The sequence below is a fragment of the Moorena sp. genome (assembly GCF_982860115.1).
This window is the reverse complement of sequence record NZ_CEYLVT010000060.1, coordinates 8,414-34,189: the sequence shown is the minus strand read 5'-3', so window position 1 is coordinate 34,189 and position 25,776 is coordinate 8,414. Positions and strand designations below refer to the sequence as shown.

The window sequence follows — 25,776 nt, the reverse complement described above, 5'->3', positions numbered from 1 at the left end:
AATCGGGAATCGGGAATCGGGAATCGGGAATCGGGAATCGGGAATCGGGGTAAGATGCGTTGAGACAGCCCGCCGGGAAATTGTAACAGGCAAGATGCCCGTTCCACCCACCGGCTCAAACAGCTTTAATCAGATGCACCCGTTCATCACAGGTGTGACTCTGACCAACAGTGCCGGGAACTCTAAGACTGAGAGTAATCGGCCAGACAATTCCATGAAATGCGTCAGCTTCCCCTTTGCCCAAAAAGCTCATCCCCTCACAGAAAGCCTACCCAGAGAAACCATTTCACTAATACAATTAGGCTTAGTGGGATTGCTCGAAGTTAGTAGTCTATGGTTATTATTCGCCTCACCCACCTTAGCTCAAATTACCCCAGATAGTACCTTGGGGGATGAAAATTCTCAGGTTACTCCCAATCAGACTATTCGTGGTGCAGTAGCAGATTTAATCGAAGGGGGAGCACTTCGAGATAGTAACTTATTCCATAGTTTTCTGGAATTTAATGTTGGTAATGGTCAACGAGTGTATTTTGCTAATCCCGATGGCATTACTAATATTTTGACTCGTGTCACCGGTAGCAACCTGTCTCAAATTCTGGGCACCTTAGGAGTAAACGGTAGCGCTAATTTATTCTTGCTTAATCCTAATGGTATTAACTTTGGAGCAAACTCTCGCTTAGATGTGGCAGGCTCCTTTTTCGCTAGCACTGCCGATAGTGCAATGTTTGACAATGGTTTCAACTTTAGCGCTAGTGATCCAAATGCCCCACCATTGTTAACCATTAATATTCCCATGGGTTTGCAATATGGTAGCAATCCTGGCCCAGTAAACGTGATTGGAGCTACTTTAGGCATAGAGACTGGACAAACCATGGCTTTACTTGGGGGTCAGGTTAACCTCAATAGTGCCACTCTCCAAGTGCCAGGGGGACGGGTGGAATTAGGAGGATTATCCAGTTCAGGAACCGTTACGCTCAATGGGGGGACATCGGTTAGTTTTCCCGATGGAGTCCAACCAGCTAATGTTTCTTTGAGTAACGGTAGCTTGGTAGATGTCACTTCAGTTAATGGCGGAACTATTGCCATCAATAGTGCTAACTTCGACATGTCTCAATCCAGTTTACAAGCTGGATTGACTTCAGGGGCATCGATACCAGATGCAGTAGCTGGCAATATAACTATTAATGCGAAAGGTAATACCAATCTTAGTGACTTGAGTTTGATTGCTAATGATATAGTTTCCTCAGCAATAGGCAATGGCGGAAACATACAGCTAAGCACTAGCGCCCTGACTATCACTGGTGGCTCAAGAATTCAAACTGTTACCAATAGCCATGGCGGATCAGGAGATATTGAGATTAATGCTAATGGTGCTATTGATATCTCCGGTTTCACTCAAGATGGGTTATTTAGCGGGATTCTGACTCGTTCCGCTGTTGACACCAGTGGTCCGGGTGGCAACATTACCATTAATAATGCCCAAGGGTCACTGAATCTAGGTAATCGGGGATTTATCGGTACAGTAACCAATAGCACTAGTAATGGCGGTGCGATCGCACTCAATCTCAATACCTTAGTCCTTGAAACTGGTGGACAGATTATCACCGCTACCACCAATCTAGGCAATGCTGGGGATATCACCATTAACGCTACCGAAAGTGTGACTATCTCTGGAGAAAGTCGGGATTTTGTTCCTAATCCTTTGTTGGATTTAGAAACCTTTGACCTAAATGCTCTGGAGTTTATTACTGACCCCAATCCCAACGTAGCTGAATCTGGACCATTGGGAATACCCTATGTTTCCATTGAACGGACTCCAGAACAGATTATTAATGGCACCACGGTATTGGGCGCAGCCGAAAATCAAGTCGATTACTTCTCCTTCAGTATCACGAATGGCAACAGTAGAGCTATTTTCGACATCGACAATGGCTTTACAGACTCTGAAGGCAGCGTAGATACCAAGATTTTCCTATTTAATCAAGGTACAGGAGAATTATTGGAGGTCAATGATGATTCTTTGGCTGCTGATGGTGCCGGTGGCAGTATCGAAGCCTTTGGTAGTTTCAGCACAGACTCCTTAATTGATACCACCATCACCTCCCCAGGGGTTTACTTATTCGGAGTTGGTGCCTTCCCCTCTGATGCTAGTAATAATGAATTGATCGAGGGCGCAACCCCAGAAGTCGGGGACACTTACACCTTGCAAGTATCTTTAGAAAACCTTGGCACTGAGGGAGTCTCGTTACCGGAAGACCCCTTTAATCCGGCTAATTTTAATCCGAATGTGGAAGCCAACAGCGGCTTATTTTCTGAATCGACAGGTACAGGCCATGGTGGCAGCTTAAGGATTAATACCAACAAATTGATACTCAACAATGGTGGCAGAATTTCCACCGATACCTTTGATGCGGGTGGTGGTGGCAATATTATCTTCAATGTCGGTTCATTGCTGGAAGTGAATGGAAATAGCTTAGTGTCAAGCATTGCCCAGGGTAGGGGAAATGGGGGCACAATCGTGATTGATACCAAACAATTCCAGTTGAACGGGGGTATTGTAAGTACCGGTACCTTCAGCTCCGGTCATGCTGGTGAGATTACCATTACTGCAAACGAATCTGTGATGCTCTCAAGTACAGTTGAAGAGCGTGGACAGATCCGGAGCGACACCACACTTGGAGCAACTGGGAATGCAGGGAGGGTGGTTGTTGACACTCCAGTTTTGCAGTTGCTTGATGGTGCTCAAATCCGCTCGATTAATCAGGGTAATGGGGATGGGGGCAGTGTAATGGTAACAGCTAACCTAGTCGAAGCAATTGGTAGCTCACCTGATGGTGCATTTTCCAGCGGCTTTTATACATCTACACAGGGCTCCGGTGATGGGGGCAATTTAACCATTGAAACTGAACATTTGCTTCTCAGTGATGGAGGAGCATTTTTCTCTGATACCACTGGAGTTGGGAATGCTGGAGATATCAGGGTCTATGCCTCAGAGTCGGTAGATGTGATTGGCACTAATGGTAATGGTACATTTTCTAGTGGCCTATATACAAGTTTACTAACTGTTGGTACTACTAGGGAGCAAACTGGTGGGAATGGGGGCGATATAGTTATTGAAACTGGGCATTTGCAAGTGGCGGAAGGGGGACGTCTCCAAGCTTCTGCGGTTGGTGCTGGCAATGCTGGCAGTATTACGATTCAGGCAAGGTCGGTCGAGGTCAGTGATCCCTTTGTCGATTTTACTGACACTGTCAGTGGTGTGTTGGTTTCCGTGGATCCAGGAGCCACTGGCAATGGCGGTGATTTAATCATAAATGCTGAAAACTTGCACATCTTCGATGGCGGACAGGTTATTGCTTCTAGCTTCGGGGATGGTGCAGCTGGGGATATCATCCTCAATGTTAATGACATAGAAGTCACTGGTATTTCAGAAGACGGTCGGTTTCTTAGTCGCATTGCGGCCTTCTCTGTGGAAAACTTCCCTGCGGGTGATGTGACCATTACCAGCAACAACTTGACTGTGCGCGATCGCGCTGAAATTTCCGTCAGTGCTAGTGGTAATGGGGATAATGCCAAGGCTGGTAATCTCGAGATTACTGCACTTTCGATTCTATTAGACGGGGGCGCTACCCTTTCTGCGGAAGTCAATGCTGGAGATAAGGGCAATATTGAGCTGGATTCCCAGCTAATCTTGATGCGCGTACGCAGTAACATCACTACTAATGCCGAAGGTACTGCCACTGGCGGTAATATTACTATCGATACTGACTTGCTAGTTGCCCTAGAAAATAGCGATATCACGGCCAATGCTGAAAATAGCTTTGGCGGGCAAGTGTTCATCAATGCCTTAGGCATTTTTGGCACTGAATTTCGAGAAAAACAAACCCCCGACAGTGATATTACCGCTTCTTCCGAACGGGGAGCTTCCTTTAGCGGTACTGTCGAAATTAATGCACCATACTCTGACCCTAGCGCTGTATTATTCGAGCTACCGTCCACTTTTGTTAATCCCAAACTGCTAGTTGCCACTGGTTGCGGTACTGATGATGGTAATCAATTTACCGAATTTGGGCGGGGTGGCTTACCCACAGACCCCACTAAACCCCTTCGGGGTCAAACCCTGTGGATGGATTTACGTCCATTACCTCGCCACACCGCTCGCCGCCGGAAAAATCCTTCTAGTGCTTCGAGTGCTGCTAATGCAGGTAACTCACGTCGGTCTAGAATTATTGAAGCTAATCGATGGATTATTAATAACGACGGAGTGGTCGAGTTAGTGGCTGATTCACCTCAGTCGAGTTCGTTTATTTCCTGGTTTTCTCCTTATTATTGCGTACGGTAACACCTGGGGTGTGGGGTGTGGGGTGTGGGGTGTAGGGTGTGGGTTGAGGTGTGGGGTGTGGGGTGTGGGGTGTGGGTTGAGGTGTGGGGCTCACAGGGGTAGGTTTTTTACATTAGGGTCAAACATGGGGCGACCCAGAGGGAGAGGAAAAGGAAAACAACGAAAAAGCGGTGCATCGCTTGTCTTATGCCCCACACCCCACACCCGTTCCCCCTACACCCCACACCTGAGGTCAAAGTAAAAAACCTACCCTTATGAGGAGGTGTGGGGTAGGCTGTTCACTTTGTGCGATGTCCATAGCTTAAACTTCATGCACTTTTTGTCTCATAGTATGAGAGAGTGTATCTCTTGCTAGATATCCATTCTGGGTGTTATCGCCTTACGCGATCCCGTAAAAGGCCCATAATAAACAGCCTACCCGACTCCCGACTCCCCACACCCCACACCCGGTCACCCTACTCCCTATTCCCTACTCCCGTTGCTAAAGTATTACAAATAGTTAACCAGTAGTTAAGATCTCTCAGAAGTTTTTCTAGAATTAAATTATAGGACTATATCACATTGAGTAACATCTGACTACACCACTGACTACAAGACTGACTACAGGGAACTATTCAATCAACGTCTCCAATGTCGGTGCTCCTCGCCTCCACTGAACGTCAGGATTGAGCAAAGCTCACGCTTTGCGACCGTCCCCATCTTTCCTATCTTTCCGCTACAAGGGCAAGGCCTGATTGATTTTCTGGCAGTGCCCTAAATTCCATGTCTTCGATACCCCATTTGAAGATACGAGGAAAACTAATCATGGCTTACAAAAAGATTCTGGTAGCAATCGACCGCTCATCCCAAGCAGAAGCAGTGTTTGAACAAGCCTTAGACCTAGCCGAACAGGAACAGAGTACTCTGATGCTAGTACACTGCCTTTGGGAAACTCAGGAACTGATGACTCCTTACATCGGTCTTGGCACCATAGCTGATGTAGACCTGTATGGTAGTCTGCGAAAGGTTCACCAAGAAAATCTCCAAAAACACCTTGAGGAAAACAAAGAGTGGCTTAGGAGTTATGCTCAACAGGCCAATGCTCAGGGTATTGCTGCCGAAGTATCTTGTCAATTGGCAGATCCGAGTCTAGGAATTTGTGATTTAGCCCAAAAGTGGGGTGCGGATTTAATTGTTCTAGGTCGTCGAGGGCTTGGGGGTTTAAAAGAAATAGTACTCGGGAGTGTCAGTAACTATGTTGTTCACCATGCTCCTTGCTCAGTGTTGGTAGTTCAAGGGGTAGCAACCCCAACCATTGAGTTAACCACTACAGCCACTGCAGTAACTACAGATACAAAGTAGAGATTGAGCTTTGCTCACGCTTTGTGACCGACAGCCTTGACATTCTAAGGCTTTAGGGATTATGCATTTTTTACATAGATGGATCAAATAGACTGATTCATCACTAATCATTTCACTAATCTTTTTTACTTCCACCAGAAGTGTAGTCTCTTTTTGAGAGCAGGAATTCCACAATAACTCTACTAGTAGGGTGCGTTATTAACGCACCCTACTACTTATAGGTTTTGGTGATAGGTTTTGGAGTCCACTTTTGTATAAGTTGTGGGAGTTATTTCTCCAGAATTTTCTCAACAACTGTGGCTTGTTGATGTGAGTTTAGTTGTACTCATACTTATGCATTTTTGTCAATGCTGAGGTGATAATTAGATCTACAGGTTACCACCTGCCATCAGAAGAAGTATCTATGATGCCGGTAGGTATTTGGCATTTTGGCAGCAATTTTACTTTGACTGGAGATAATATTCAGGTTTTACATTTAGTTTAGTGTTTTTACTGTTTCAATGTAGTGTTTTTACTGTTTCACTGAAGCTCAGAGGTCGGTGACAATTGAACTCAAAGTGGTTAGGATAGAGGTTTTATCAGGGCGAGTAACATCATCATTATTGGTAACGCCGACTTTATTAAAACGGTCGTTGACTTATATCAGGTCATGATAGGAACTTCGACCCAGCTAAAATTTGGCATCGTCTTCTGTTAAGCATCTGGATCATACTTGATCCGAGCTACAGCAAATGATCCAACGCTTAAATCTAATCCAACTCAGAATCCTCAAGGGATTCAGGAGTGCCCAGAAGTCTGCCCTATCCATTGTTCCACCGCCAATCCGGTACAGGAGGTGGATAGGTTTTAAGCACAAGGAGTAAAAGGTACTGATCAGGTCAAGACACCCAAGGATTTCCTGAGCCAGTACGGCGACAAGCTCTAGTACCAAGTGCAATTAATTACTGTCAAATTAATTAGTGCCAAAATAGTTCCTATATTGTTGTTGGGAATGGATAATATGGGTAATAGGGAATGAGTGAGCGATGCAGCGCCGACCTGCGGGGGTTTCCCCAACTCGCGCTTTGCATCAAGAAAGGATGATTCTCAACTAGATTAGAAACGATAACGACCCCTTACATTACCCGTAATTATTAGTACACCTAGGCAGAAATTGGTGACTAGTTGCTTTGAAGATGAGGGGGTAAGGGGGTGGGGGGTATTTTTCGCGGTCAGCTATTTCCGTGTCTCTTACACCAGAGACCGAAAATAATGGTAGTGAAAAATTTATGACTATTTTCTTCAGGTTTTTTACCATATAGCAACTGCCAGGAAAGTTATGTCAACTAAACTACAACTGCCAGAGAAATTATGTAAAATAAACTACAAAAATCTAGAGAGATAACCCAAAGCCTGGAAATTAACTAAAATTCATAGCCTTGTTTATATCTATAAAAAATTTAAATCATTTATCACTTCTACTTAATCATTTCTAATTTATAGTTAAACAACATCTGTGTTGTATATAAAATAAAGTAAAGAAAGATGACCTCCTTTGAGGAAAATTTTCTAAACTAGTAGTATCAGCCCCGATAGAGTTGATAGCTCAATGAAGGGGAGAAACGAATTGCTAGGCTAGAGTAAAGAGAATGGCATATTCGTTGAGGTTGTCTTGATGCAAAGCGCGAGTGGGGGAAACCCCCAAGACCGCCCGGCATCGCTGTCATAAAGTGACGTTGTCTGCCGAACAGGCTAAGCGTTGAGTTAAGGCTAGTTCAGCAACTGCCACAACTTCAGGTGCTTCATCGGACTTTTCACAATCCCATTGAACAATCCCATTGAGGCAGAAAACCCTCAATACTCCCCTTGGAAGTCAACCTCAGGAGAAGCATCCTACTATGGTCACCACTGCTCCAGAAAAACCCCCACCATCTGCCAAAGACAAAGCCTTCGTCCTCTGGTTTGAGGAAGTTGGTATTGCCGATATCGCCATAGTCGGTGGAAAGAATGCCTCTTTGGGGGAAATGATTCGACAACTGACACCAGTAGGAGTTAGAGTCCCCACTGGCTTCGCTACTACAGCCTATGCCTATCGATACTTTATTGAGAAAGCTGGGTTAGAAGCCAAGCTGCGCCAGGGGTTCTCTGACCTGGATGTGGAAGATGTCAATAACTTGCGACAACGGGGGATGCAAGCGAGAAGCTTAATCCTCAATACGCCATTCCCAGAAGAACTAGCGAATGCGATCGCCTTGGCATACCAACAACTATGCCAATGCTATGGGAATGATCCCCAGGAATTCTGTGAGCAGTTTGAGCCAGAATATCGGGACACTTGGCTACAGTCAAATTACAATACAGATGTAGCAGTTCGTTCCAGTGCCACGGCTGAGGACTTACCTGATGCTAGCTTTGCTGGTCAACAGGAAACCTATCTAAACGTCCACGGAGTAAAAGGGGTTTTAGAAGCCTGTCACAAATGCTTTGCGTCCCTTTTTACCAACCGGGCCATCTCCTATCGAACTGTTAAAGGCTTTGACCACTTTGATGTCGCTCTGTCTGTCGGTGTCCAGAAAATGGTGCGTTCAGACCTAGCATCGTCTGGTGTGATGTTCTCCATCGACACCGAAACCGGATTTAAAAATGCCGCTTTAGTAACGGCAGCTTACGGTTTAGGTGAAAACGTTGTCCAAGGAGCACTCAACCCGGATGAATACCTGGTGTTCAAGCCGACTCTCCAAGAGGGGTATCGCCCTATCCTAGACAAACGTCTAGGCAGCAAAGAAGTCAAAATGGTCTATGATGACGGCGGTAAACTGACGAAAAATATATCAGTACCGCCATCAGAACGGGGAAAATACGCGATCAATGATGAAGAAATTCTCACCCTAGCCAAGTGGGCTAGCATCATTGAAGAGCACTATTCCCAGGTGAGGGGTAGCTACACCCCCATGGACATTGAGTGGGCGAAAGACGGGAAAACCGGTGAACTCTTTATTGTTCAAGCCCGTCCGGAAACTGTACAATCCCAGAAATCTACCAATGTTATTTGTCATTATCAACTCAAAGGCGATGTAGAGACATTGCAGGCAACGTCTGTGCTAGCCACCGGTCGCGCCGTCGGTGAAATGATTGGTCAAGGCAAAGCAAGGGTAATTCTGGATGTCAACAAGATTGACCGTTTCCAAGCCAAAGAGGTATTGGTCACGGACAAGACAGATCCGGATTGGGAACCTATCATGAAGAGAGCGAGTGCTATCGTCACTAATCAAGGAGGTCGCACTTGTCACGCTGCCATCATTGCCCGTGAGATGGGTATCCCCGCGATTGTGGGTTGTGGTAATGCCACTAACCAATTGAAGACAGGCCAACCGGTGACGGTTTCCTGTGCAGAAGGAGATGAAGGCAAGGTTTATCAAGGGTTGCTGCCCTTTGAGGTGCAAGAAACCCCCCTTGACAACCTACCGCGCACCCGCACCAAAATCATGATGAATGTGGGGAACCCAGAGAAAGCCTTTAGTTTGTCTTCTCTTCCCTGCGATGGGGTGGGGTTAGCTCGGTTTGAGTTCATCATTGCCAATCACATTAAGGCACACCCGATGGCGTTGATTCACTTCGATAAACTCGAAGATCCATCGGTCAAGGAAGAAATTGCTCAGCTGACAGCATTGTATGACCATAAACCTGACTTCTTTGTGGATAAACTAGCCAACGGGATTAGCATCATCGCTGCTGCTTTCTATCCCAAACCAGTTATCGTCAGGATGTCAGATTTCAAGAGTAACGAATACGCCAATCTTTTAGGGGGTAAACAGTTTGAACCCAGGGAAGAAAACCCGATGCTAGGATGGCGAGGGGCGTCTCGTTACTGTGATGAAATCTACCGGGAAGCCTATGGTTTGGAATGTAAGGCACTCAAACGGGTACGGGATGAGATGGGACTCACAAACGTTATTCCCATGATTCCCTTTTGTCGCACCCCTGAAGAAGGTCGCCTGGTGCTGGCGGAAATGGAAAAACATGGCTTGAAGCGAGGGAACAATGGGTTACAAGTCTATGTGATGTGTGAAATCCCCAGTAACGTCATCCTAGCCGACGAGTATAGCCAAATCTTTGACGGTTTCTCGATCGGTTCTAATGACCTGACTCAATTAACCCTAGGGTTAGACCGTGACTCTGCATTAGTTGCCCATATCTTTGACGAACGCAACGAAGCAGTGAAACAGATGGTGCAGATGGTGATAGAAAAAGCCAAGAAAAATGGCCGCAAAATTGGTATCTGTGGTCAAGCACCAAGTGACTATCCGGAATTTGCCTGCTTCCTAGTGGAGTTAGGAATTGATTCCATCAGCTTGAACCCTGACTCGGTACTCAAGACACTTCTAGATATCGCCAAGGTAGAAGGAGTAAATTAGTGTCGTGGTGTTAGGTGTTAAGAGTCTTAGGTATTAAGAAATCTAAATTACACCTAACCAAATACCTCAATCTTTTACCCCCATAGAGATGACTGGAATCTCGTCGCATTTAGGGGCAAGTTGCAGCTAGCTTCTAGGTTCAAAACGTCTCCGGTGCCCTTGACCCATTAAGAATTAAATTCGTCACGGGTCGCACCGCAAGGATGCCGAGTTTGGTGCTTGATGTCGCCCAGTTCTTGATCAACAATCCCAGATCATCTTGGAGGAAGGATGAGTTAATAGCAAGAAATTCTCATGTAATTTCACATCAAAAATTACATTACAAAACTTTAAGATAAGCCAGGGGCGAGGGTGATTAACTGCTCCGAAACCATAGAAAACCCTTGGCTAACCATAAACTTGACGTTCCATCAAGGGTTGTTTGTTTAAGAAATATAAAATAGGAGGAATTGGGGATGATAGCTCCAGAGAAATATAAATAAAATCTAAAGATTAGAAAATAAATCAAGAATGGGTAATTAAATAGAACAAATTCCACCATTTTTGATTTTTCCAAATTTATCAAATGTAGATCAGCTGAAATCACTAGTTTTCTTGCTGTCAGCTCAAGGAGAAAACCATGCTAGCCACAACTATGGGAGAAACCACCCCTGATCGCCTTGAGGTTTTAGGGCTTGTGGTATGGCTAATGAGGCGGTCTTCAATGGCACAGCCTAGGGTAAACAGGATCCACAGACAGCAGTGGAACAAGTGAAAGCTTCACAAACCTATAAAAGGGTGCATTTTAAGACAATTTTTTTTCAAACCATACTATAAAGGGTGTTGACATGTTAACAAAAATTAACGAAACCATCAAACCAAGCTTTGCCGTAGTCTGGAAAACGCTATCATCTTTGCTCCTTGGGATTGCCCATAATTTCCAAGCTGTAAAAACCAGGTTTTCAGGAATCTTCTTTAACGAGGTCAACCTAGATTTGATATCTGAGGAAGACAATTGTGAACCTAACCCAGTCATAAAGGTATCAATGTTGACTAATGCTGGCTTGGGCAGTGTGCCGTACTACTGCTTCTTTTGGAAAGGTTGAAGCAGTGCAAGTAGGCCATGGGTATTAAAGGGTGCATTTTTAGACAATTTTTTTTCAATCTATACTATAAAGGGTGTTGACATGCTAACAACAATTAACGAAACCATCAAACCAACCTTTGCTGTAGTCTGGCAAAAGCTGTCATCTGTGCTAGTGGGGATTGCCCATAATTTCCAGGCAATAAAAAGCAGGGTTTCAGGCATCTTCTTTAACGAGGTCAACCTAGATTTGATATCTGAGGAAGACAATTGTGAACCCAACCCAGTCATAAAGGTATCAATTTTGACTAATGCTGGTTTGGGCAGTGTACCGTACTACTGTTTTTTATGGGAAGAACGTAGATTGTACTGATTCCACCTAGTCCAGGCTCGCAGCAATAAGTAACCACTTTCATCTACAAAGGTCGGAGCTGGTCCTACACGCTTATTTCCGTGTCCCCTGCACTAGTACTAAGTTTCCTTGACAGTATAGTACATTCAAGTAATTCACGAGAATCCCTGCCTTAACAAGGCAGGGATTCTCGTAAATTGGTGGATGAATTGGACATCCATTTGATCTGACCATCTGACCATCTGACCATCTGCCCATCTGGCCATCTGCATCTGTAGCCTTACTTTCACGAATTTGTATTGCTTGGATAGCGCCATAGCTGATTAGGCGGTAAGCTGAGAAGGAGCTGTTGGTGTAACCAACACTGTGTTAACTGTGGTCTACGGATTGGTCTACGGATTTGAAAACTGCGATCAAACGGCATTCACCCTTTCAGTCATGGAGGTGGCAAACTAGAAGAAATGGATTTAAGTAGGGGAGTTGATCTTGGCACGTAAGATAGAGCCTCTATGGGCAGCACAAGATGACCAACAGACAAAGGACGTTCTGATGAAGCGTAAAAATCAACACATGTTACCACTGGTGTGGCGAAGCACTATTGTTTTGTCATTCTTCCTGTTGCCTGTTGGCCTTGGCAGTGCCCAATCCATCGAACCTGACCCTCCAAAACAGATAGTCGCTCAGAGCTCAAGTCAAAAGCCAGTTCAAACTGACGCAAATCTTAGCTTTAAGCAGGTGACGCTCCTGTCTAATGTTTTGCTGATTGTGCTGGTGACTCTGGTACTGTTACTGGTGGCTGCGATCGCAGCGTTGTGGCTGCTAAGAAGGTCTGTGATTCGTGAGGTTGCGCAAATCGTGAGAGCTCACCTCAATGAACTGACTGACTTGGAAGATAGGGTTGCCAGTGCTAATAAAAATGTTCAAAGTATCCTAGAAAAAACTGAAGACATTGCCTTGGAGCTAGATCAGCAGGCGGCAGAGTTTAAACAAGACCTAAGTGTTAAACGAGAAAATCTATCTAAGCTGCTATCCAAATTTTCTCAGTCCCAGCAACAGGCATTAACCACAATCAAGACGCAAAAAACCGATACTCAACAAGAGCTAGAACAATTAGAGACTGACTTTGCATCAAGACTGTCTAAACTCGAGCAAGACGCTAAAAAGCAACGGGATAGTTTTCTGAAGTATCTAGAAAACTTAAGCGCTGAGTTTGCCCCCCAATTATCTGAACTCAAGGGGGATGTGCAAGCCCAGAAAGAGACAATACTGAAGAAACTGAATCAATTAGAGATTGAGTTTGGCTCCGAACTGTCTGACCTGAAAGAAACTGCGGCAAACCAAAAGGACTTAACTTTAAAAGATTTTGAAAAATTAGGGGCTGAATTTACTCCAGAATTATCGAAAATCCAGGCGGATGTGCAAGCCCAGAAAGAGAGAATACTGAAGAAACTGAACCAATCAGAGACAGAGTTTGGCTCCGAACTGTATGACTTGAAAGCCAAGGCTCAAAAACAAAGCAAAGATTACCTGCAAACCTTAGAAAAATCAAGTGCTGACTTTGCTCCTCAACTATCTGAACTTCAGGGGAATGTACAAGAACATAAGGATAAAGTCCTGCAGCAACTAAATCAATCAGAGTCGGATTTTGCTGTTGAACTGTCTGAGCTTAAGGCAACGGCTGATAAAGAAAGAAACAGTTACCTCAAGGATCTAGAAAAACAAACCTCTGATTTTGCTCCTCAACTATCTTTACTCAAAGCCAATGTCCAAGGGCATCAAGATAAAGTATTGGATAAACTTAACCAATCAGAGACAGAGTTTGCCTCAAAATTGTCTGAACTTGAAGCCAAGGCTCAACAGCAACGGGATTTAATACTAGAAAATCTAAAACAGCTAGAGACAGAGTTTACTCCTCAGCTATCTGACATTAAGGTGGATGCTGAACAAAAAGCTCAACAGAAAATCGATTTAGCTCTTCAGAAGCTAGAACAATTAGGAAATGACATTACTGAACAACTTTCAAAATCCCAGTCGAAGATTGAAGGGCAAATTGATAAGACTCTCCAGCATCTGAAAGAGCTAGAGGCTAACTTAAACACTGAAGTTTCTGACTCTCACTCAGGAATTCAAACCCAGAAGGCTCAGACCATTCAGAGTCTGGAAAAATTACAAACAGAGGCTAAAACTCAACTTTCTGATTTACAGTCGGACATTCAAAATCGAAAAGATATAATCCTTCAAAATCTGGACAAATTGGAAACAACCTTGGCTGCTCAGCTGTCTGAGGTCGAATCTGATGCTCAAACCGAGAAGGATAAGATTCTACAACAACTAGCAGAGATTTCCCCAACATCCATTGCAGAAGCTGCTCTGTCTGAAGTGCTGCAAAACACTCAAACTCTGACGGAACAATTAGAATGCCTCAAATCGAACCATCCTAAGTTGTTCTTGAATCCAGATGACTATGTGAATCAGGGCAATACTCTATTCTCTCAAGGGCAGTATCAAGATGCGATCGCTTCCTACGATCAAGTTCTTGACCTTCAACCGAATAACCCTGATATTTGGTATCAGCGAGGTATGGCATTATGGGAATTACAGCAGTATCAAGATGCGATCGCTTCCTATGACAAAGTAATTGAGATCAAGCCAGATGACCCAGATAGCTGGTATCAACGAGGTCTGGCTTTAATGGAACTGCGGCGGTATGAAGGAGCAGTGGTTGCTTTTAATAAGGTGGTTAAACTCAAACCAGACCACTATAAAGCCTGGTTAAGCCGGGGCATGACCCTAAGACGGTTGAGACGCTACGAAGATGCGATCGCTTCCTATGACAAAGCCCTAGAAATTCAGCCAAACTATCATCAAGCTTGGGTTGACCGAGGAGTTGCACTAGGTATGCTACAAAAGCATGAAGAGGCGTTTGGATCCTTCGACCAAGCTGTCCAAGTTCAGCCAGATAATACAGTAGCCTGGTTGAATCGAGGCATGGCTCTGGATGTATTAGAAAGATACCAAGAAGCTGTTGCCTCTTTTGACAAGGCTATTGAATTAAATCCCGACTCCCATAAAGCGTGGAATTACAGAGGTTCTACCTTAGTCAAGCTAGAACAGAATGATCAGGCATTGGAAAGCATTAATCGGGCTTTGGAGATTCAACCTGAGTATGCTGCTGGTTATTATAACAAAGCAATCGTTTATTCTTCCCAGGGTCAAGTCACCTTAGCTGTGGAAAACCTAGAGCAGGCGATTGAGCTAAATCCAAGGTATCGGGAAGAGGCGAGTAATGACCCAGATTTTGAGGGTATTTCAGAAGATGATCGGTTCTGGCAGTTGATTGGAGGCTAGAATCCTCTTTATATCTTGGGTCGCTAAATTATTCCGATCCCATGCTTGCGATCAACTATTAACTAAAGTCTAGTTTAGTCTAGATTGATATAGCAGGAAATCAGCTTGCACCAAGATATTTCTAGAATCCCATATCATACAGCATGGTAGACCTGACCCCAAATCCTAGTTTCAGTTTGACTATTTGCTTAACATACCCCAACCGTGCCGGGATGTTAGCCAGCGTAACTCAAGCGATCGCATCTGTTGGCGGTCAATTGGGAGAAATTATGGTGGTGGAGAAAACTCGGAAAATTGCTACTCGTGAGATTACCGTAGATGCAGCTAGCAGTGAACACGCTGAACAGATTGTACAAGCGGTTAAGGAAGTGCCCGATGTCCAAATCATAAATGTCTATGACCGCACCTTCAACCTCCATCGTGGTGGCAAAATCAGTGTCAACAGTAAAATCCCCCTCAAGCATCAATCTGAATTGGCTATGGCTTACACTCCTGGTGTAGGTCGGATTTGTAAAGCGATCGCATCTGACCCAGAACAGGTCTACTCCTTTACCATTAAAAGCAACATGGTTGCTGTGGTCACCGATGGCAGTGCAGTGTTGGGGTTGGGTAACTTAGGGCCAGAAGCCGCTTTGCCAGTGATGGAAGGTAAAGCAATGCTGTTCAAAGAGTTTGCTGGTATTGATGCTTTTCCTATCTGCCTAGCTACCCAAGATACGGATCAGATCGTGGAAACCGTTAAAACTATCGCGCCGGTTTTTGGTGGTATTAACTTAGAAGATATTAGTGCTCCCCGTTGCTTTGATATTGAAGCCAGACTGCGGCAGGAGTTAGATATTCCAGTCTTTCACGATGACCAGAACGGTACGGCTATTGTCACCCTTGCTGCCTTGACCAATGCCCTGAAGCTAGTGAAGAAATCCCTAGAAGAGGTAAGAATTGTTATTAATGGAGCGGGCGCTGCTGGTATGGCAGTTGCCCGGTTACTCCGTAAAGCTGGTGCAGGTGTAATTTGGATATGCGACTCCCAAGGCATTATTTCCACTAAACGCCCTAACTTGACTGAGCAAAAGCAAGAATTTGCTGTGGATGCTTCGGGTACTCTCGCTGGTGCCATTGGTAATGCCGATGTGTTTATTGGGGTGAGTGTACCTGGGGTTCTAACCCCAGAGATGGTCAGGTCGATGGCAAATAAGCCCATTGTCATGGCTATGGCTAATCCTATCCCAGAAATTCAGCCAGAATTGGTAGTAGATGATGTAGCAGTAATGGCTACAGGTCGTAGTGACTATCCCAATCAGATTAATAATGTTCTGGCTTTTCCAGGGGTTTTTCGTGGCGCTATAGATTGTCGGGCGTCAAGCATTACGGTGAATATGTGTCTCGAAGCAGCTTTTGCGATCGCATCCCTGATTAATCCCAGTGATTTAGATCGAGAACATATCATTCCCTCTGTCTTTGATGAGCGAGTCGCTCCTGCGGTTGCTGCTGCGGTGCAAAGGGCAGCACGTCAGGATGGTGTAGCATACCATTAAGTACTTGTATTTCGATAATTTCATGATTGAGCCGTAGAAATTAGCTATTCTGGCGGCATTTGATCCATTTTTTGAGGCAGGACTGATGATTGTAACCACTACTGATGTTATTCAAGGTGCGATTGTTGAAGAGTATTTGGGAATTGTCACTGCTGAGGTGGTTTACGGCACCAATGCACTGCGGGATTTCTTTGCCGGTATTCGAGATTTAATTGGGGGACGTACTGGCAGTTATGAAAAAGTCTTTGAAAAAGGACACCAAGAAGCCCTCCAAGAATTAAAACAACGTGCCTCACAACTAGGAGCAGATGCTGTGATTGGCATTGCTATGGATACTGGCACCATTAACGTTGATGAAAAGGGGGTGCTGCTACTGATTACTGCAACTGGCACAGCCATCAAAATCAAGAATTAAGGGTTGCTTGACAGTTGACGGGTAACCGTCAACTGTTGTTTAACTAAATCTGCTAAATTTTCTTGACAACTCATACTCGTTACGACTACGATTAAAGAGTAACAATCATAAAGGAATGAGTAAGACAAGATGGTTATCAATCAAGTACCCGACGTAGTATTTAAGACCAGAGTCAGAGATGAGTCAGTTCCTGGACCCAATCCCTTCCGCTGGCAAGACCGCACTACACAGGAAATTTTTGGCGGTAAGCGTATCGTACTATTTTCCCTTCCTGGTGCCTTCACACCCACCTGTTCATCAACCCACTTACCCCGCTATGAAGAACTCTATGATGAGATCAAAGCACAAGGGGTTGATCAAGTGATCTGCTTATCTGTTAACGATGCCTTCGTGATGTTCCAGTGGGGCAAACAGCAAGGGGTTCAGAATATCTTCTTGCTACCCGATGGTAATGGGGAATTCACCCGCAAAATGGGGATGTTGGTAGAAAAAGATAATCTCGGTTTTGGTATGCGTTCTTGGCGCTACTCTATGGTGGTAGATGACGGCAAGATTGAAAAAATGTTTGTAGAACCAGGCTATGAAGATAACTGCCCTACTGATCCCTTCGAGGTCTCAGATGCAGATACAATGCTGAACTACTTGAAGTCAGCTAAAAAGTAACATCCCTCCGACCTTACTTAAGGCTTTATCAGTAGAGGCTTTACCTGCAATGCCTCTACTGTTTTCAGTTTGGTGCATAAGTCCTGATCATCATGGATTTACTTGAGAGTTAAACAAAAATTATTATTTTGGGGGATCAGTAAAATTTTCCCTTCAACGGCTATTGCGTTGATCTAGATAAAATAAGTAATCTTTCAACCGAATAGTAATTCAGAAGTTTGGGGGAGTCATGAGCTACGATTTTGATTTATTCGTTATTGGTGCAGGTTCCGGAGGAATTGCTACAGCTAGACGAGCCGCAGAATATGGGGCAAAAGTAGGCATTGCAGAATTTGACCGTTTAGGTGGAACTTGCGTAAATCGTGGCTGCATTCCTAAGAAGCTGATGGTTTATGCCTCCCATTTTCGTGATCAATTTGAAGAGGCACAGGGATATGGCTGGAGTAAGGTACACAGTACCCTGGACTGGACAACAATGATCACAGCAGTGAATCAGGAAACAGAACGCCTCAATGGCATTTACCAACGTATGTTGGATAACTCCAAGGTAGAACTGTTTCAGGGTTATGCTAAGTTCGTGGATTCCCACACCATAGACATTGGCGGACGCAAAGTAACTGCACAGAAAATCTTGATTGCAGTAGGAGGACATCCAGTCAAGCCCGATATTCCCGGAATTGAACACGGGATTACCTCTGATGATATCTTCCACCTCAAGGAACAACCGAAGCGGATCGTGATTCTTGGGGGTGGCTATATTGGTGTCGAGTTTGCCTGTATTCTCAATGGCTTAGGCTCTGAGGTCACCGTGGTTATTCGTCGTGATCAGATTTTACGGGGATTTGATGCGGAAATCGGTTCCGAGATTCAACAAGCCATGGAGAACCATGGAATCCGGGTGCTAAATAACAGTAGGATCATCGCTATTGAAAAGACATCAGCCGGTCTGAATGTAACGGTACAAGGACAATCACAAACAACTATAATTGCTGATGCAGTCAGTTTAGCTGCCACAGGTCGTATACCCAATATCCAGAATCTAGGTTTAGAGAATACTGGAGTAGCAATTGAAAACGGTGCGATCGCAGTCGATAAGTACAGTCTTACCACAGAAGACCATATCTTTGCCGTAGGGGATTGTACTAACCGCATGAACTTAACTCCCGTTGCGATTAATGAAGGTCGTGCCTTTGCCGATACCGTATTTGGTGGCAAATCCCGGATCATGAGCTACGAGAATGTCCCAACCGCAATTTTTACCACACCCGAAGCAGCTACGGTTGGTCTAAGTGAGGCCGAAGCACGGGAGAAATATGGGGATGCGGTAAAAGTCTATCGTTCTCGGTTCAGACCGATGTACTATATCCTACCCGGTCGGGATGAAAAAACCCTGATGAAGTTAGTGGTTGACCAAAACACTGACAAAGTCTTGGGTGCTCATATGGTAGGAGACCATGCAGCAGAGATTATTCAAGGAATTGCGATCGCATTAAAAACCGGAGCTACCAAAGCTAACTTTGATGCTACTGTTGGCATTCATCCCAGTTCTGCAGAAGAGTTTGTCACAATGCGCTAAGGAACTCAAAAATTTCAATACAGTTGTAACTAGGGCGTATGTTCACGCCCTAGTTTCGTACTATAGCGCTTTCACATCAGATGTGAAAATTTATAGCAATTCAATTCACGAATGCCTCTAATAAGGCATTATTTTTAAGTGCTTAAATACTTTTAGTTCTCAAGTCAACACTACTGAATCAGTATAAATCCTAAAAAAGCCCCTAGAACTGTATTATCAGGAAGGAATGGCTGATGTTTAACTCAATACATCTGAGTTAAACATCAGCATCTAGTGGTAGAAAGCCCAGGTTTCCCGATGTCATCTTTACAAAAAATAGAAAAATTCGTCAAAATACCTAATAAAGTTAAAACCCGCCGCATTGTTTGGTTTGAACGATTAATGGCGATCATTGCCGTGATTAATCTGCTTTTGGTGGTGTTTGACCTCAGCTATATCCCCTTAAGGGATTTCTGGCTACATCAGAAAATTCAGGTATTTAGCTTTAGCATTGGTCCGATCAAATCCAAAGGCTTTCCCCTATCGATTCCCATTCCTGATATCACTCCATTCTACGACCAATTTAAAGGTATTGAAGACAACCGAGATACTAAAAAATATTTGGACAAAGTTGATCAACTGGAAAAGCAGATTAACAAGATAGGATTATCTTCTATAGAAGAGTCTATAGAAGTAGAAAAAAAACTTAAGGAGCTGCGCAAACTTAGCTTAGAAATGATTGATACTAATCCTTTTCAAGTAGCCAATAAAACTGGAAACTTGGAAAAGCTGAAAAATAAGATGCGTAAGCATATACAAAATCCTGATAAGTCAGCAAAAGAGTCATTTGAGGAGTTCTGGACTCAAAAGTACTTAGCAAGCCATAGTCAAGAGGAAGGTTTGGGATTTTTTAACACCGAGATTAAACCCTTAATAGAAACTAACTATTACCGTCCCATTGGAGAAAATGGCGAATTCATAGACCTATTCGGACTAATTGACTTCCCATTTTTTATCTTATTTGGTACGGAGTTTTTGGCTCGTACCTGGTTGATCAGTCGCCGTCATTCTGGACTCAAGTGGCAAAATGCCATGCTGTGGCGCTGGTATGACATATTTTTGCTAATACCCTTATGGCGGTGGTTACGAATTATTCCCGTTACTATTCGCTTAGGTCAAGCTAAATTAATAGACCTGAGTGCCATTACCAGAGAAATCCGCTCGGGATTTGTTGCCAGTATTGCTCAAGAGATGACAGAAGTTGTCGTGATTCAAGTTATTAACGAAGTTCAGGGCTCCATTAGCCGGGGTGAAATTACCAAATGGTTGTCTCAACAGGAAGTCCGCCCCTACATTGACCTTAATGACACTGATGAAGTGTCAGAACTCACCACCATCATGGTAAAGATGACAGTTGATCAAGTATTACCCAAAATCCGCCCTGATTTAGAGGCTCTCATGAAACACTATGTGGACATGGGGATTAAACAGTCCACACTTTATCAGGGACTTCAGAATGTACCAGGACTGGGACAATTCCAGAAACAGCTAACAGAGGAATTGGTGAAAAACATTTTTGAGGCACTCTATGATGGGATTAATACTCTGATACAAGAAGACCCAGTTGCCGACGAACTCCTGCAACACCTACTCAAAAATTTAAGGGAAGTCTTAGGGGCAGAAATTAAGACCAAGGATAGATTACAGGAGATTCAGTATTTGATCACAGCTTGGCTAGAGGAATTCAAAATAAATTATGTCCGGCGCTTATCTGAAGAAGACTTAGATAAAATTTTAGATGAAACCAGAGCAATTCATCAAAAATTTCAGTAAAAATAGTAGTAAAATAAAGTTACTATTAGTCTAATGATTAGTTTTTAAATATAGGCTAATATATAAACTATTTTGCTTGAGCGTAACCCTCTTAAATTGATAATTTAAATTTAAAAGTTATAGAAATTTAAAAAATAAACATTTTTTTTTAATTATTGTAAATAGTCAGAGATCATCATACGGTTTGACCGAATAATGACCATAAGCTAAAATACTTATTATGGGTCAACAAAAACCAAATTGACTTCTAGGGTTAGCTTGCTCTAAGGAAAAGAGCTCTGGAGTGGGAAAGTGCCGACCCACCAGACACCAAGCAGAGATTAGACTTCAAAACTCCCCATCTTCAAGTTTTGATCACGCAAGCATTTGAGCTGCTAATTGCGTTAGCTTCCGGCAAAATTCATCCCACATCTCAATGCTACGCCATGAGTGTTTAAAGTTACCGTAAGGATAGGGTCGCCTTTATGGTTAGGAGGCTTGGCTGAAAATTAAAACTTTTTGATTAAGGCTCCACTAACAATCAGGTTTCGTCTCCAGGGATGAATTTTGCACAGGGTATGCATGGAATTGCTATAATATGCGTACTGATAAACAAAGCCGTTCGCGTAGCGTGGCCTATGGCCTTAAATGCTGGTTTGTCAGCACAACAGTTTTAAAAAAAAGACCAAGAAAACAGAGCGGCAGCGATGCAAAGGTGCGACCCGTGATGGCGAGGGATTGCTCGCCATCACGGAAAACGCACCATTACGGTCTTGGGAAGGCAGCGCGGCCAAAGGGGGTTCCCCCCATGAGCGACTGCATCAAGAGAGGGCAGTCCGTTCTTAAAGCCCAGCGCCGACCTTCGGGTAGCGTCGGCTTTGCCGAAAGCAATAGCTGGATTGGCGCTTGTTGCCTACACTGAACTCAACGAGTCAGTGTGGCAGCTGTCACGCACAAGTCAACAGTCTTCAAGCTAATGACCTTGTGACCCATAGCTCAAGACCAGTAACTAGACATTGGGCTTGTGCTAAGTAGATGTCCATAAGCTTTTGGGCGGTTAGACTTCTTGGAAAAGAATTTGCCATGAAGTGGGTTGACCCCACTTTTTTTATTGGATTGGTGCCATGACTCATCCCCTGATTCCACAACTAATCGATTTAGCCACGCCATTGGCTCAAGATTTAGGATTAGAGATTGTAGAGGCTCTCTTCCAGACCAACAGACGCCCACCCGTGCTGCGTGTCTATATCCGCAACCCCATTCGTGACACTAGCTTGGATGACTGTGAACGGATGAGTCGTGCTTTAGAAGCTCAGTTAGATGCTAAGGACATCATTTTAGACACCTACGTTTTGGAAATTTCCAGTCCTGGGATCACACAGGACTTAAGCACAGACCGAGAATTCATTTCTTTCAAAGGGTTTGGTGTGATTGTTCAGACATCTGAACCTTATCAGGGGCAGCAAGAGTGGCGTGGGCAGTTAATTCGCCGGGATGAGAGCGGAGTTTATCTCAATCTCAAGGGTCGCGCGTTTGCCATTCCCCGTCAGCTCGTGTCCAGAGTAAAACTCGATGATGGGGGTTAAATTTTGCTTGAAGGTTGGTAGGGGGGCAGTACTTGTAAAGACAATGGCTCAACTATAGATCTACAAGTGCTTCTGCCCTACAAGCTTCAAGGTTGAGGATTGAAGTTTAACTTGATTTACTTTAAATCCCAAGACAATTGCCATGGATATATTTAAGATGGAGATTTGCTGATGTCAATAGTTAGTTTGCCTGGACTTAAGGCAATGATAGAAGAAATTAGTCAAAGCCACAATATACCTAGGTCTGCAGTTCAACAGGCATTAAGAGAAGCACTGCTAAAAGGCTATGAGCGCTATCGCCGTTCTCAACGGCTAGACCAACGATTTCATTTTGACGAAGAATATTTTGACAACTTTGAAGTCGATCTTGATATTGAAGAAGAAGGCTTCCGCGTTTTGTCTACCAAAACCATTGTCGAAGAGATACAAAATAGTGACCATCAAATTTCTCTCAAAGAAGTCCAGGAAGTTGCCTCTGAAGCACAATTGGGAGATTCAGTGGTTTTGGATGTGACTCCAGACCAAGGAGAGTTTGGTCGCATGGCAGCGATTCAAACCAAGCAGGTGCTCTCTCAAAAACTCCGAGACCAACAGCGTAAGCTGATTAAGGAAGAGTTTCAAGACCTAGAAGGAACTGTTCTGCAATCTCGATCACTACGGTTTGAGCAGCAGTCTGTTATTATGGCACTCAGCAGTGGTTTTGGTCGGCCAGAGGTAGAAGCCGAACTGCCCAAACGGGAACAGCTCCCCAATGATAACTATCGCATTAACTCCACCTTTAAGGTTTATCTCAAAAAAGTCCGGGAAGGCCCTCACCGTGGTCCTCAGCTGGTGGTATCCAGAGCGGCGGCTGGTTTAGTGGTCTATCTGTTTGCCAACGAAGTCCCAGAAATAGAAGATGAGGTGGTAAGGATTGTTGCAGTGGCACGGGAAGCTAATCCTCCTTCTCGTCATGTCGGACCAAGGACTAAAATTGCTGTAGATACCCTGGAGCGAGATGTAGATCCTGTGGGAGCTTGCATTGGTGCTAGAGGTTCCCGCATTCAAGTGGTGGTGAATGAACTACGAGGTGAAAAAATCGACGTAATTCGTTGGTCTCCTGACCCATCTACCTATATTGCTAACGCTCTTAGCCCAGCCCAAGTGGATCAGGTGCTACTAGTTAATCCAGAAGAACGTCAAGCCCATGTTTTAGTAGCAGAAGACCAGCTCAGTTTAGCTATAGGCAAAGAGGGACAAAATGTTCGCCTTGCCGCCCGCCTTACAGGCTGGAAGATTGACATTAAAGATGCTGCGGAATACAAAAAAGAGACTACAGATATCTCTAAACAGGATACCCTAGAAGAACAAGATGTCGAGAGCAATGAGTTAAAGGAAGATTACGAAGAAGGAGTAGAAATGCCAGAAAATGTACTGGATCCTGAGCCAGTGCTTGATTTGAGTACTCAAGAAGAAGAATGAGGAATTTTAGGGGTTCACCCTGAAGTGAGGAAAGTTTGGCCGAGGTTGAGAATGGTAATGGTATACAATGATAGCCCTAAGCTTGTCGGTTTAGAATGGTAATGGGGTGCGCGGTATCCGCTGTGGTCAAGAATTCTTTGACAGTTTTCTTCCAAACCAATGACTGATTCAATCCTTCCACTTCTGCCCTCGTTACTCTACCGTCTACCCCCTACCGCATACTGCCGGTGGGTGTGGTGATTTTCTTCTTGTGTTAGTCATCCGAGTATCAAGGGTGCGAGTATCTCTACTAGCGATGCAGCGCGGCCAAAGGGGGTTCCCCCCATGAGCGACTGCATCAAGAATAGTTTTTCATCTTCTGCTCACACCACCGGGCACGCCCACATCCGTTTTACCGCCCTCTGACATTGATTTTTGGTTTCATTGGGTAACTCAATCAGGTAAACAGGGCGTTTGTCCAATCGCAAACGCCCTACAAGCCTCCATCTACCGTACCCTTTAAAGAAGGAGGACTTTTGAGATTTTCCAAACCGAAAACCCTTATGAAACCCAACTATCGACGTTGTCTTAGCTGCCGTAAAGTAGCACCAAAACAGGAGTTTTGGCGTATTGTCCGAGTCTATCCGTCACGAAAGGTACAATTAGATCAGGGTATGGGTCGTTCAGCTTACTTATGTCCTCAACTGAGTTGCCTAGCGGCGGCTCAAAAGAAAAACCGACTGGGGCGATCACTGCGTGCATCGGTGCCAAAAAATCTGTACGAAACTTTATGGCAGCGTTTAGCTACCATGCCAAGCAAACCCAATTTAGGTAATTAAAGGGTGAATCTAGCGGCAATTGCTTCCATGTATGTTCGTCCCTGAACATAAGTAATCGTTAGGATACAAAGGAAGTCATTAGTTCTATTGATGCTCTGGTTTCAAAAAGGAGGTGAATTTACTTCGATTATACGCTAGCTACCTTTAAAGGCATACGCGCTGATTAGGCGGTTTAACTGAACCGTCAATGTAGAATGCTGCTTGGCTTTTTTCACAGGAAAGAAGCACGCGATAATAGATAAACTTATCAAACTACCGTTGAGGTGAACACACCAACGAACAAGCATGGATGGTTGATTATCTGTTGAGCATCGCTTATCTTATCGTTTAAGCTTTCCAATAAAGCTTGATCAAGTAAAAAGTCATTCGAGTAGTTGAGTATGGTTTAACAACACGTAGGTACGACAGGGGAATAGTGCATGAACAGCGGCAAAGTCAGAATTTACGAATTATCACGGGAATTGAATTTGGACAACAAGGAAATTTTGAGCATCTGTGAAGGACTCAATATTGCAGTTAAAAGTCACAGTAGCACGATTACAGAATCGGATGCCCAACGGATTCGCACGACAGCCGAAAAATATTCTGACCAACTAGCAGCTGTAAGCAATACCGAAGGTGAGTCATCGGCAAATAAAGGTTCTAAGTTAAGCTCTGGTAAATTAATTCGACCTCCCAAAGGGGAGCGGAAGCAGCAAATTGTCGAGCTCCGTAAGCACAAACGCAGTTCTGGGAATACTTCTAGCCAGAGAACTAATCAAATGGCAATCCCACCCCAACCTCCCATCAAGCCGACTGCTATACCCCCCCGTCAGCCTAGCACTCTCAATCGACCTAAGCAGGTCACTGAAGAGGACACCAAGATTAAGCAGGATACTAAATCCGAACTAGCCGCTAAACCCGAACTAGCCGCTAAACCCGAACTAGCCGCTAAAGCTGAACTAGCCGCTAAACCCAAACCAGAAGCTAAACCCAAACCAGAGGCTAAACCCAAACCAGAGGCTAAACCCAAACCAGAGGCTCAAGCTGAACCAGCGGCTAAACCCAAACCAGAGGCTCAAGCTGAACCAGCGGCTAAACCCAAACCAGAG

At 44.3% G+C, this 25,776-nt stretch carries 17 protein-coding genes; all 17 read left to right on the top strand.

Annotated elements, in window-relative coordinates; all coding sequences use genetic code 11:
* Positions 1–133 precede the first annotated feature (133 nt).
* Entirely contained in the window at positions 134–4,342 is a 4,209-nt protein-coding gene (locus tag AC4II3_RS12750) for a two-partner secretion domain-containing protein (RefSeq protein WP_488029327.1), read from the top strand.
* A gap of 804 nt (positions 4,343–5,146) precedes the next feature.
* Positions 5,147–5,683 (top strand): universal stress protein, encoded by a 537-nt coding sequence (locus AC4II3_RS12745; RefSeq protein WP_488008808.1) that lies wholly within the window; start codon positions 5,147–5,149, stop codon positions 5,681–5,683.
* Positions 5,684–6,260: 577 nt separating this feature from the next.
* The gene (locus tag AC4II3_RS12740) at positions 6,261–6,380 is read left to right on the top strand and encodes an adenosine-specific kinase (protein ID WP_488029328.1); all 120 of its coding nucleotides are present in this window, start codon (positions 6,261–6,263) and stop codon (positions 6,378–6,380) included.
* Positions 6,381–7,560: 1,180 nt separating this feature from the next.
* Positions 7,561–10,077, top strand: a complete 2,517-nt coding sequence (ppsA, locus tag AC4II3_RS12735) for a phosphoenolpyruvate synthase (protein ID WP_488008842.1) — start codon at positions 7,561–7,563, stop codon at positions 10,075–10,077.
* Between the two features lie 619 nt (positions 10,078–10,696).
* On the top strand, positions 10,697–10,831 hold the full coding sequence (locus tag AC4II3_RS12730; RefSeq protein ID WP_488008810.1) for a hypothetical protein: 135 nt from the start codon (positions 10,697–10,699) through the stop codon (positions 10,829–10,831).
* A gap of 73 nt (positions 10,832–10,904) precedes the next feature.
* A complete protein-coding gene (locus AC4II3_RS12725) occupies positions 10,905–11,162 on the top strand; it encodes a hypothetical protein (protein WP_488008812.1) in 258 nt (85 codons plus the stop codon).
* Between the two features lie 81 nt (positions 11,163–11,243).
* Entirely contained in the window at positions 11,244–11,513 is a 270-nt protein-coding gene (locus AC4II3_RS12720; RefSeq protein WP_488008814.1) for a hypothetical protein, read from the top strand.
* A 528-nt stretch (positions 11,514–12,041) separates the two neighbouring features.
* The gene (locus AC4II3_RS12715; RefSeq protein WP_488008844.1) at positions 12,042–14,840 is read left to right on the top strand and encodes a tetratricopeptide repeat protein; all 2,799 of its coding nucleotides are present in this window, start codon (positions 12,042–12,044) and stop codon (positions 14,838–14,840) included.
* Between the two features lie 143 nt (positions 14,841–14,983).
* A complete protein-coding gene (locus AC4II3_RS12710; protein ID WP_488008816.1) occupies positions 14,984–16,375 on the top strand; it encodes an NAD-dependent malic enzyme in 1,392 nt (463 codons plus the stop codon).
* Positions 16,376–16,460: 85 nt separating this feature from the next.
* Positions 16,461–16,790 (top strand): YbjQ family protein, encoded by a 330-nt coding sequence (locus tag AC4II3_RS12705; protein ID WP_070395895.1) that lies wholly within the window; start codon positions 16,461–16,463, stop codon positions 16,788–16,790.
* A gap of 129 nt (positions 16,791–16,919) precedes the next feature.
* Positions 16,920–17,453, top strand: coding sequence for a redoxin family protein (locus AC4II3_RS12700; RefSeq protein ID WP_488008818.1), 534 nt, complete (start codon positions 16,920–16,922; stop codon positions 17,451–17,453).
* Positions 17,454–17,682: 229 nt separating this feature from the next.
* Positions 17,683–19,029 (top strand): glutathione-disulfide reductase, encoded by a 1,347-nt coding sequence (gor, locus tag AC4II3_RS12695; protein ID WP_488008820.1) that lies wholly within the window; start codon positions 17,683–17,685, stop codon positions 19,027–19,029.
* A gap of 297 nt (positions 19,030–19,326) precedes the next feature.
* On the top strand, positions 19,327–20,841 hold the full coding sequence (locus AC4II3_RS12690) for a hypothetical protein (protein WP_488008822.1): 1,515 nt from the start codon (positions 19,327–19,329) through the stop codon (positions 20,839–20,841).
* Positions 20,842–21,944: 1,103 nt separating this feature from the next.
* Positions 21,945–22,406: a ribosome maturation factor RimP gene (gene rimP, locus AC4II3_RS12685; RefSeq protein WP_070395891.1), complete on the top strand. Its 462-nt coding sequence runs from the start codon at positions 21,945–21,947 to the stop codon at positions 22,404–22,406.
* A 171-nt stretch (positions 22,407–22,577) separates the two neighbouring features.
* Complete coding sequence (gene nusA, locus AC4II3_RS12680; protein ID WP_488008824.1) at positions 22,578–23,867, top strand: transcription termination factor NusA; 1,290 nt, start codon at positions 22,578–22,580, stop codon at positions 23,865–23,867.
* Positions 23,868–24,409: 542 nt separating this feature from the next.
* Complete coding sequence (locus AC4II3_RS12675) at positions 24,410–24,685, top strand: YlxR family protein (RefSeq protein ID WP_071107114.1); 276 nt, start codon at positions 24,410–24,412, stop codon at positions 24,683–24,685.
* Between the two features lie 419 nt (positions 24,686–25,104).
* Positions 25,105–25,776, top strand: a 672-nt coding sequence (locus tag AC4II3_RS12670; RefSeq protein WP_490722822.1) for a translation initiation factor IF-2 N-terminal domain-containing protein, incomplete at its 3' end; no start/stop codon positions are given.

Bases quoted from the DNA above. Each gene is read 5' to 3' on its own strand.
- AC4II3_RS12750 (WP_488029327.1), top strand. From the start codon at position 134: ATGCACCCGTTCATCACAGGTGTGACTCTGACCAACAGTGCCGGGAAC.
- nusA (WP_488008824.1), top strand. From the start codon at position 22,578: ATGTCAATAGTTAGTTTGCCTGGACTTAAGGCAATGATAGAAGAAATT.
- AC4II3_RS12715 (WP_488008844.1), top strand. From the start codon at position 12,042: ATGAAGCGTAAAAATCAACACATGTTACCACTGGTGTGGCGAAGCACT.
- AC4II3_RS12705 (WP_070395895.1), top strand. From the start codon at position 16,461: ATGATTGTAACCACTACTGATGTTATTCAAGGTGCGATTGTTGAAGAG.
- AC4II3_RS12675 (WP_071107114.1), top strand. From the start codon at position 24,410: ATGAAACCCAACTATCGACGTTGTCTTAGCTGCCGTAAAGTAGCACCA.
- AC4II3_RS12720 (WP_488008814.1), top strand. From the start codon at position 11,244: ATGCTAACAACAATTAACGAAACCATCAAACCAACCTTTGCTGTAGTC.
- gor (WP_488008820.1), top strand. From the start codon at position 17,683: ATGAGCTACGATTTTGATTTATTCGTTATTGGTGCAGGTTCCGGAGGA.
- rimP (WP_070395891.1), top strand. From the start codon at position 21,945: ATGACTCATCCCCTGATTCCACAACTAATCGATTTAGCCACGCCATTG.
- AC4II3_RS12730 (WP_488008810.1), top strand. From the start codon at position 10,697: ATGCTAGCCACAACTATGGGAGAAACCACCCCTGATCGCCTTGAGGTT.
- ppsA (WP_488008842.1), top strand. From the start codon at position 7,561: ATGGTCACCACTGCTCCAGAAAAACCCCCACCATCTGCCAAAGACAAA.
- AC4II3_RS12710 (WP_488008816.1), top strand. From the start codon at position 14,984: ATGGTAGACCTGACCCCAAATCCTAGTTTCAGTTTGACTATTTGCTTA.
- AC4II3_RS12700 (WP_488008818.1), top strand. From the start codon at position 16,920: ATGGTTATCAATCAAGTACCCGACGTAGTATTTAAGACCAGAGTCAGA.
- AC4II3_RS12725 (WP_488008812.1), top strand. From the start codon at position 10,905: ATGTTAACAAAAATTAACGAAACCATCAAACCAAGCTTTGCCGTAGTC.
- AC4II3_RS12745 (WP_488008808.1), top strand. From the start codon at position 5,147: ATGGCTTACAAAAAGATTCTGGTAGCAATCGACCGCTCATCCCAAGCA.
- AC4II3_RS12690 (WP_488008822.1), top strand. From the start codon at position 19,327: ATGTCATCTTTACAAAAAATAGAAAAATTCGTCAAAATACCTAATAAA.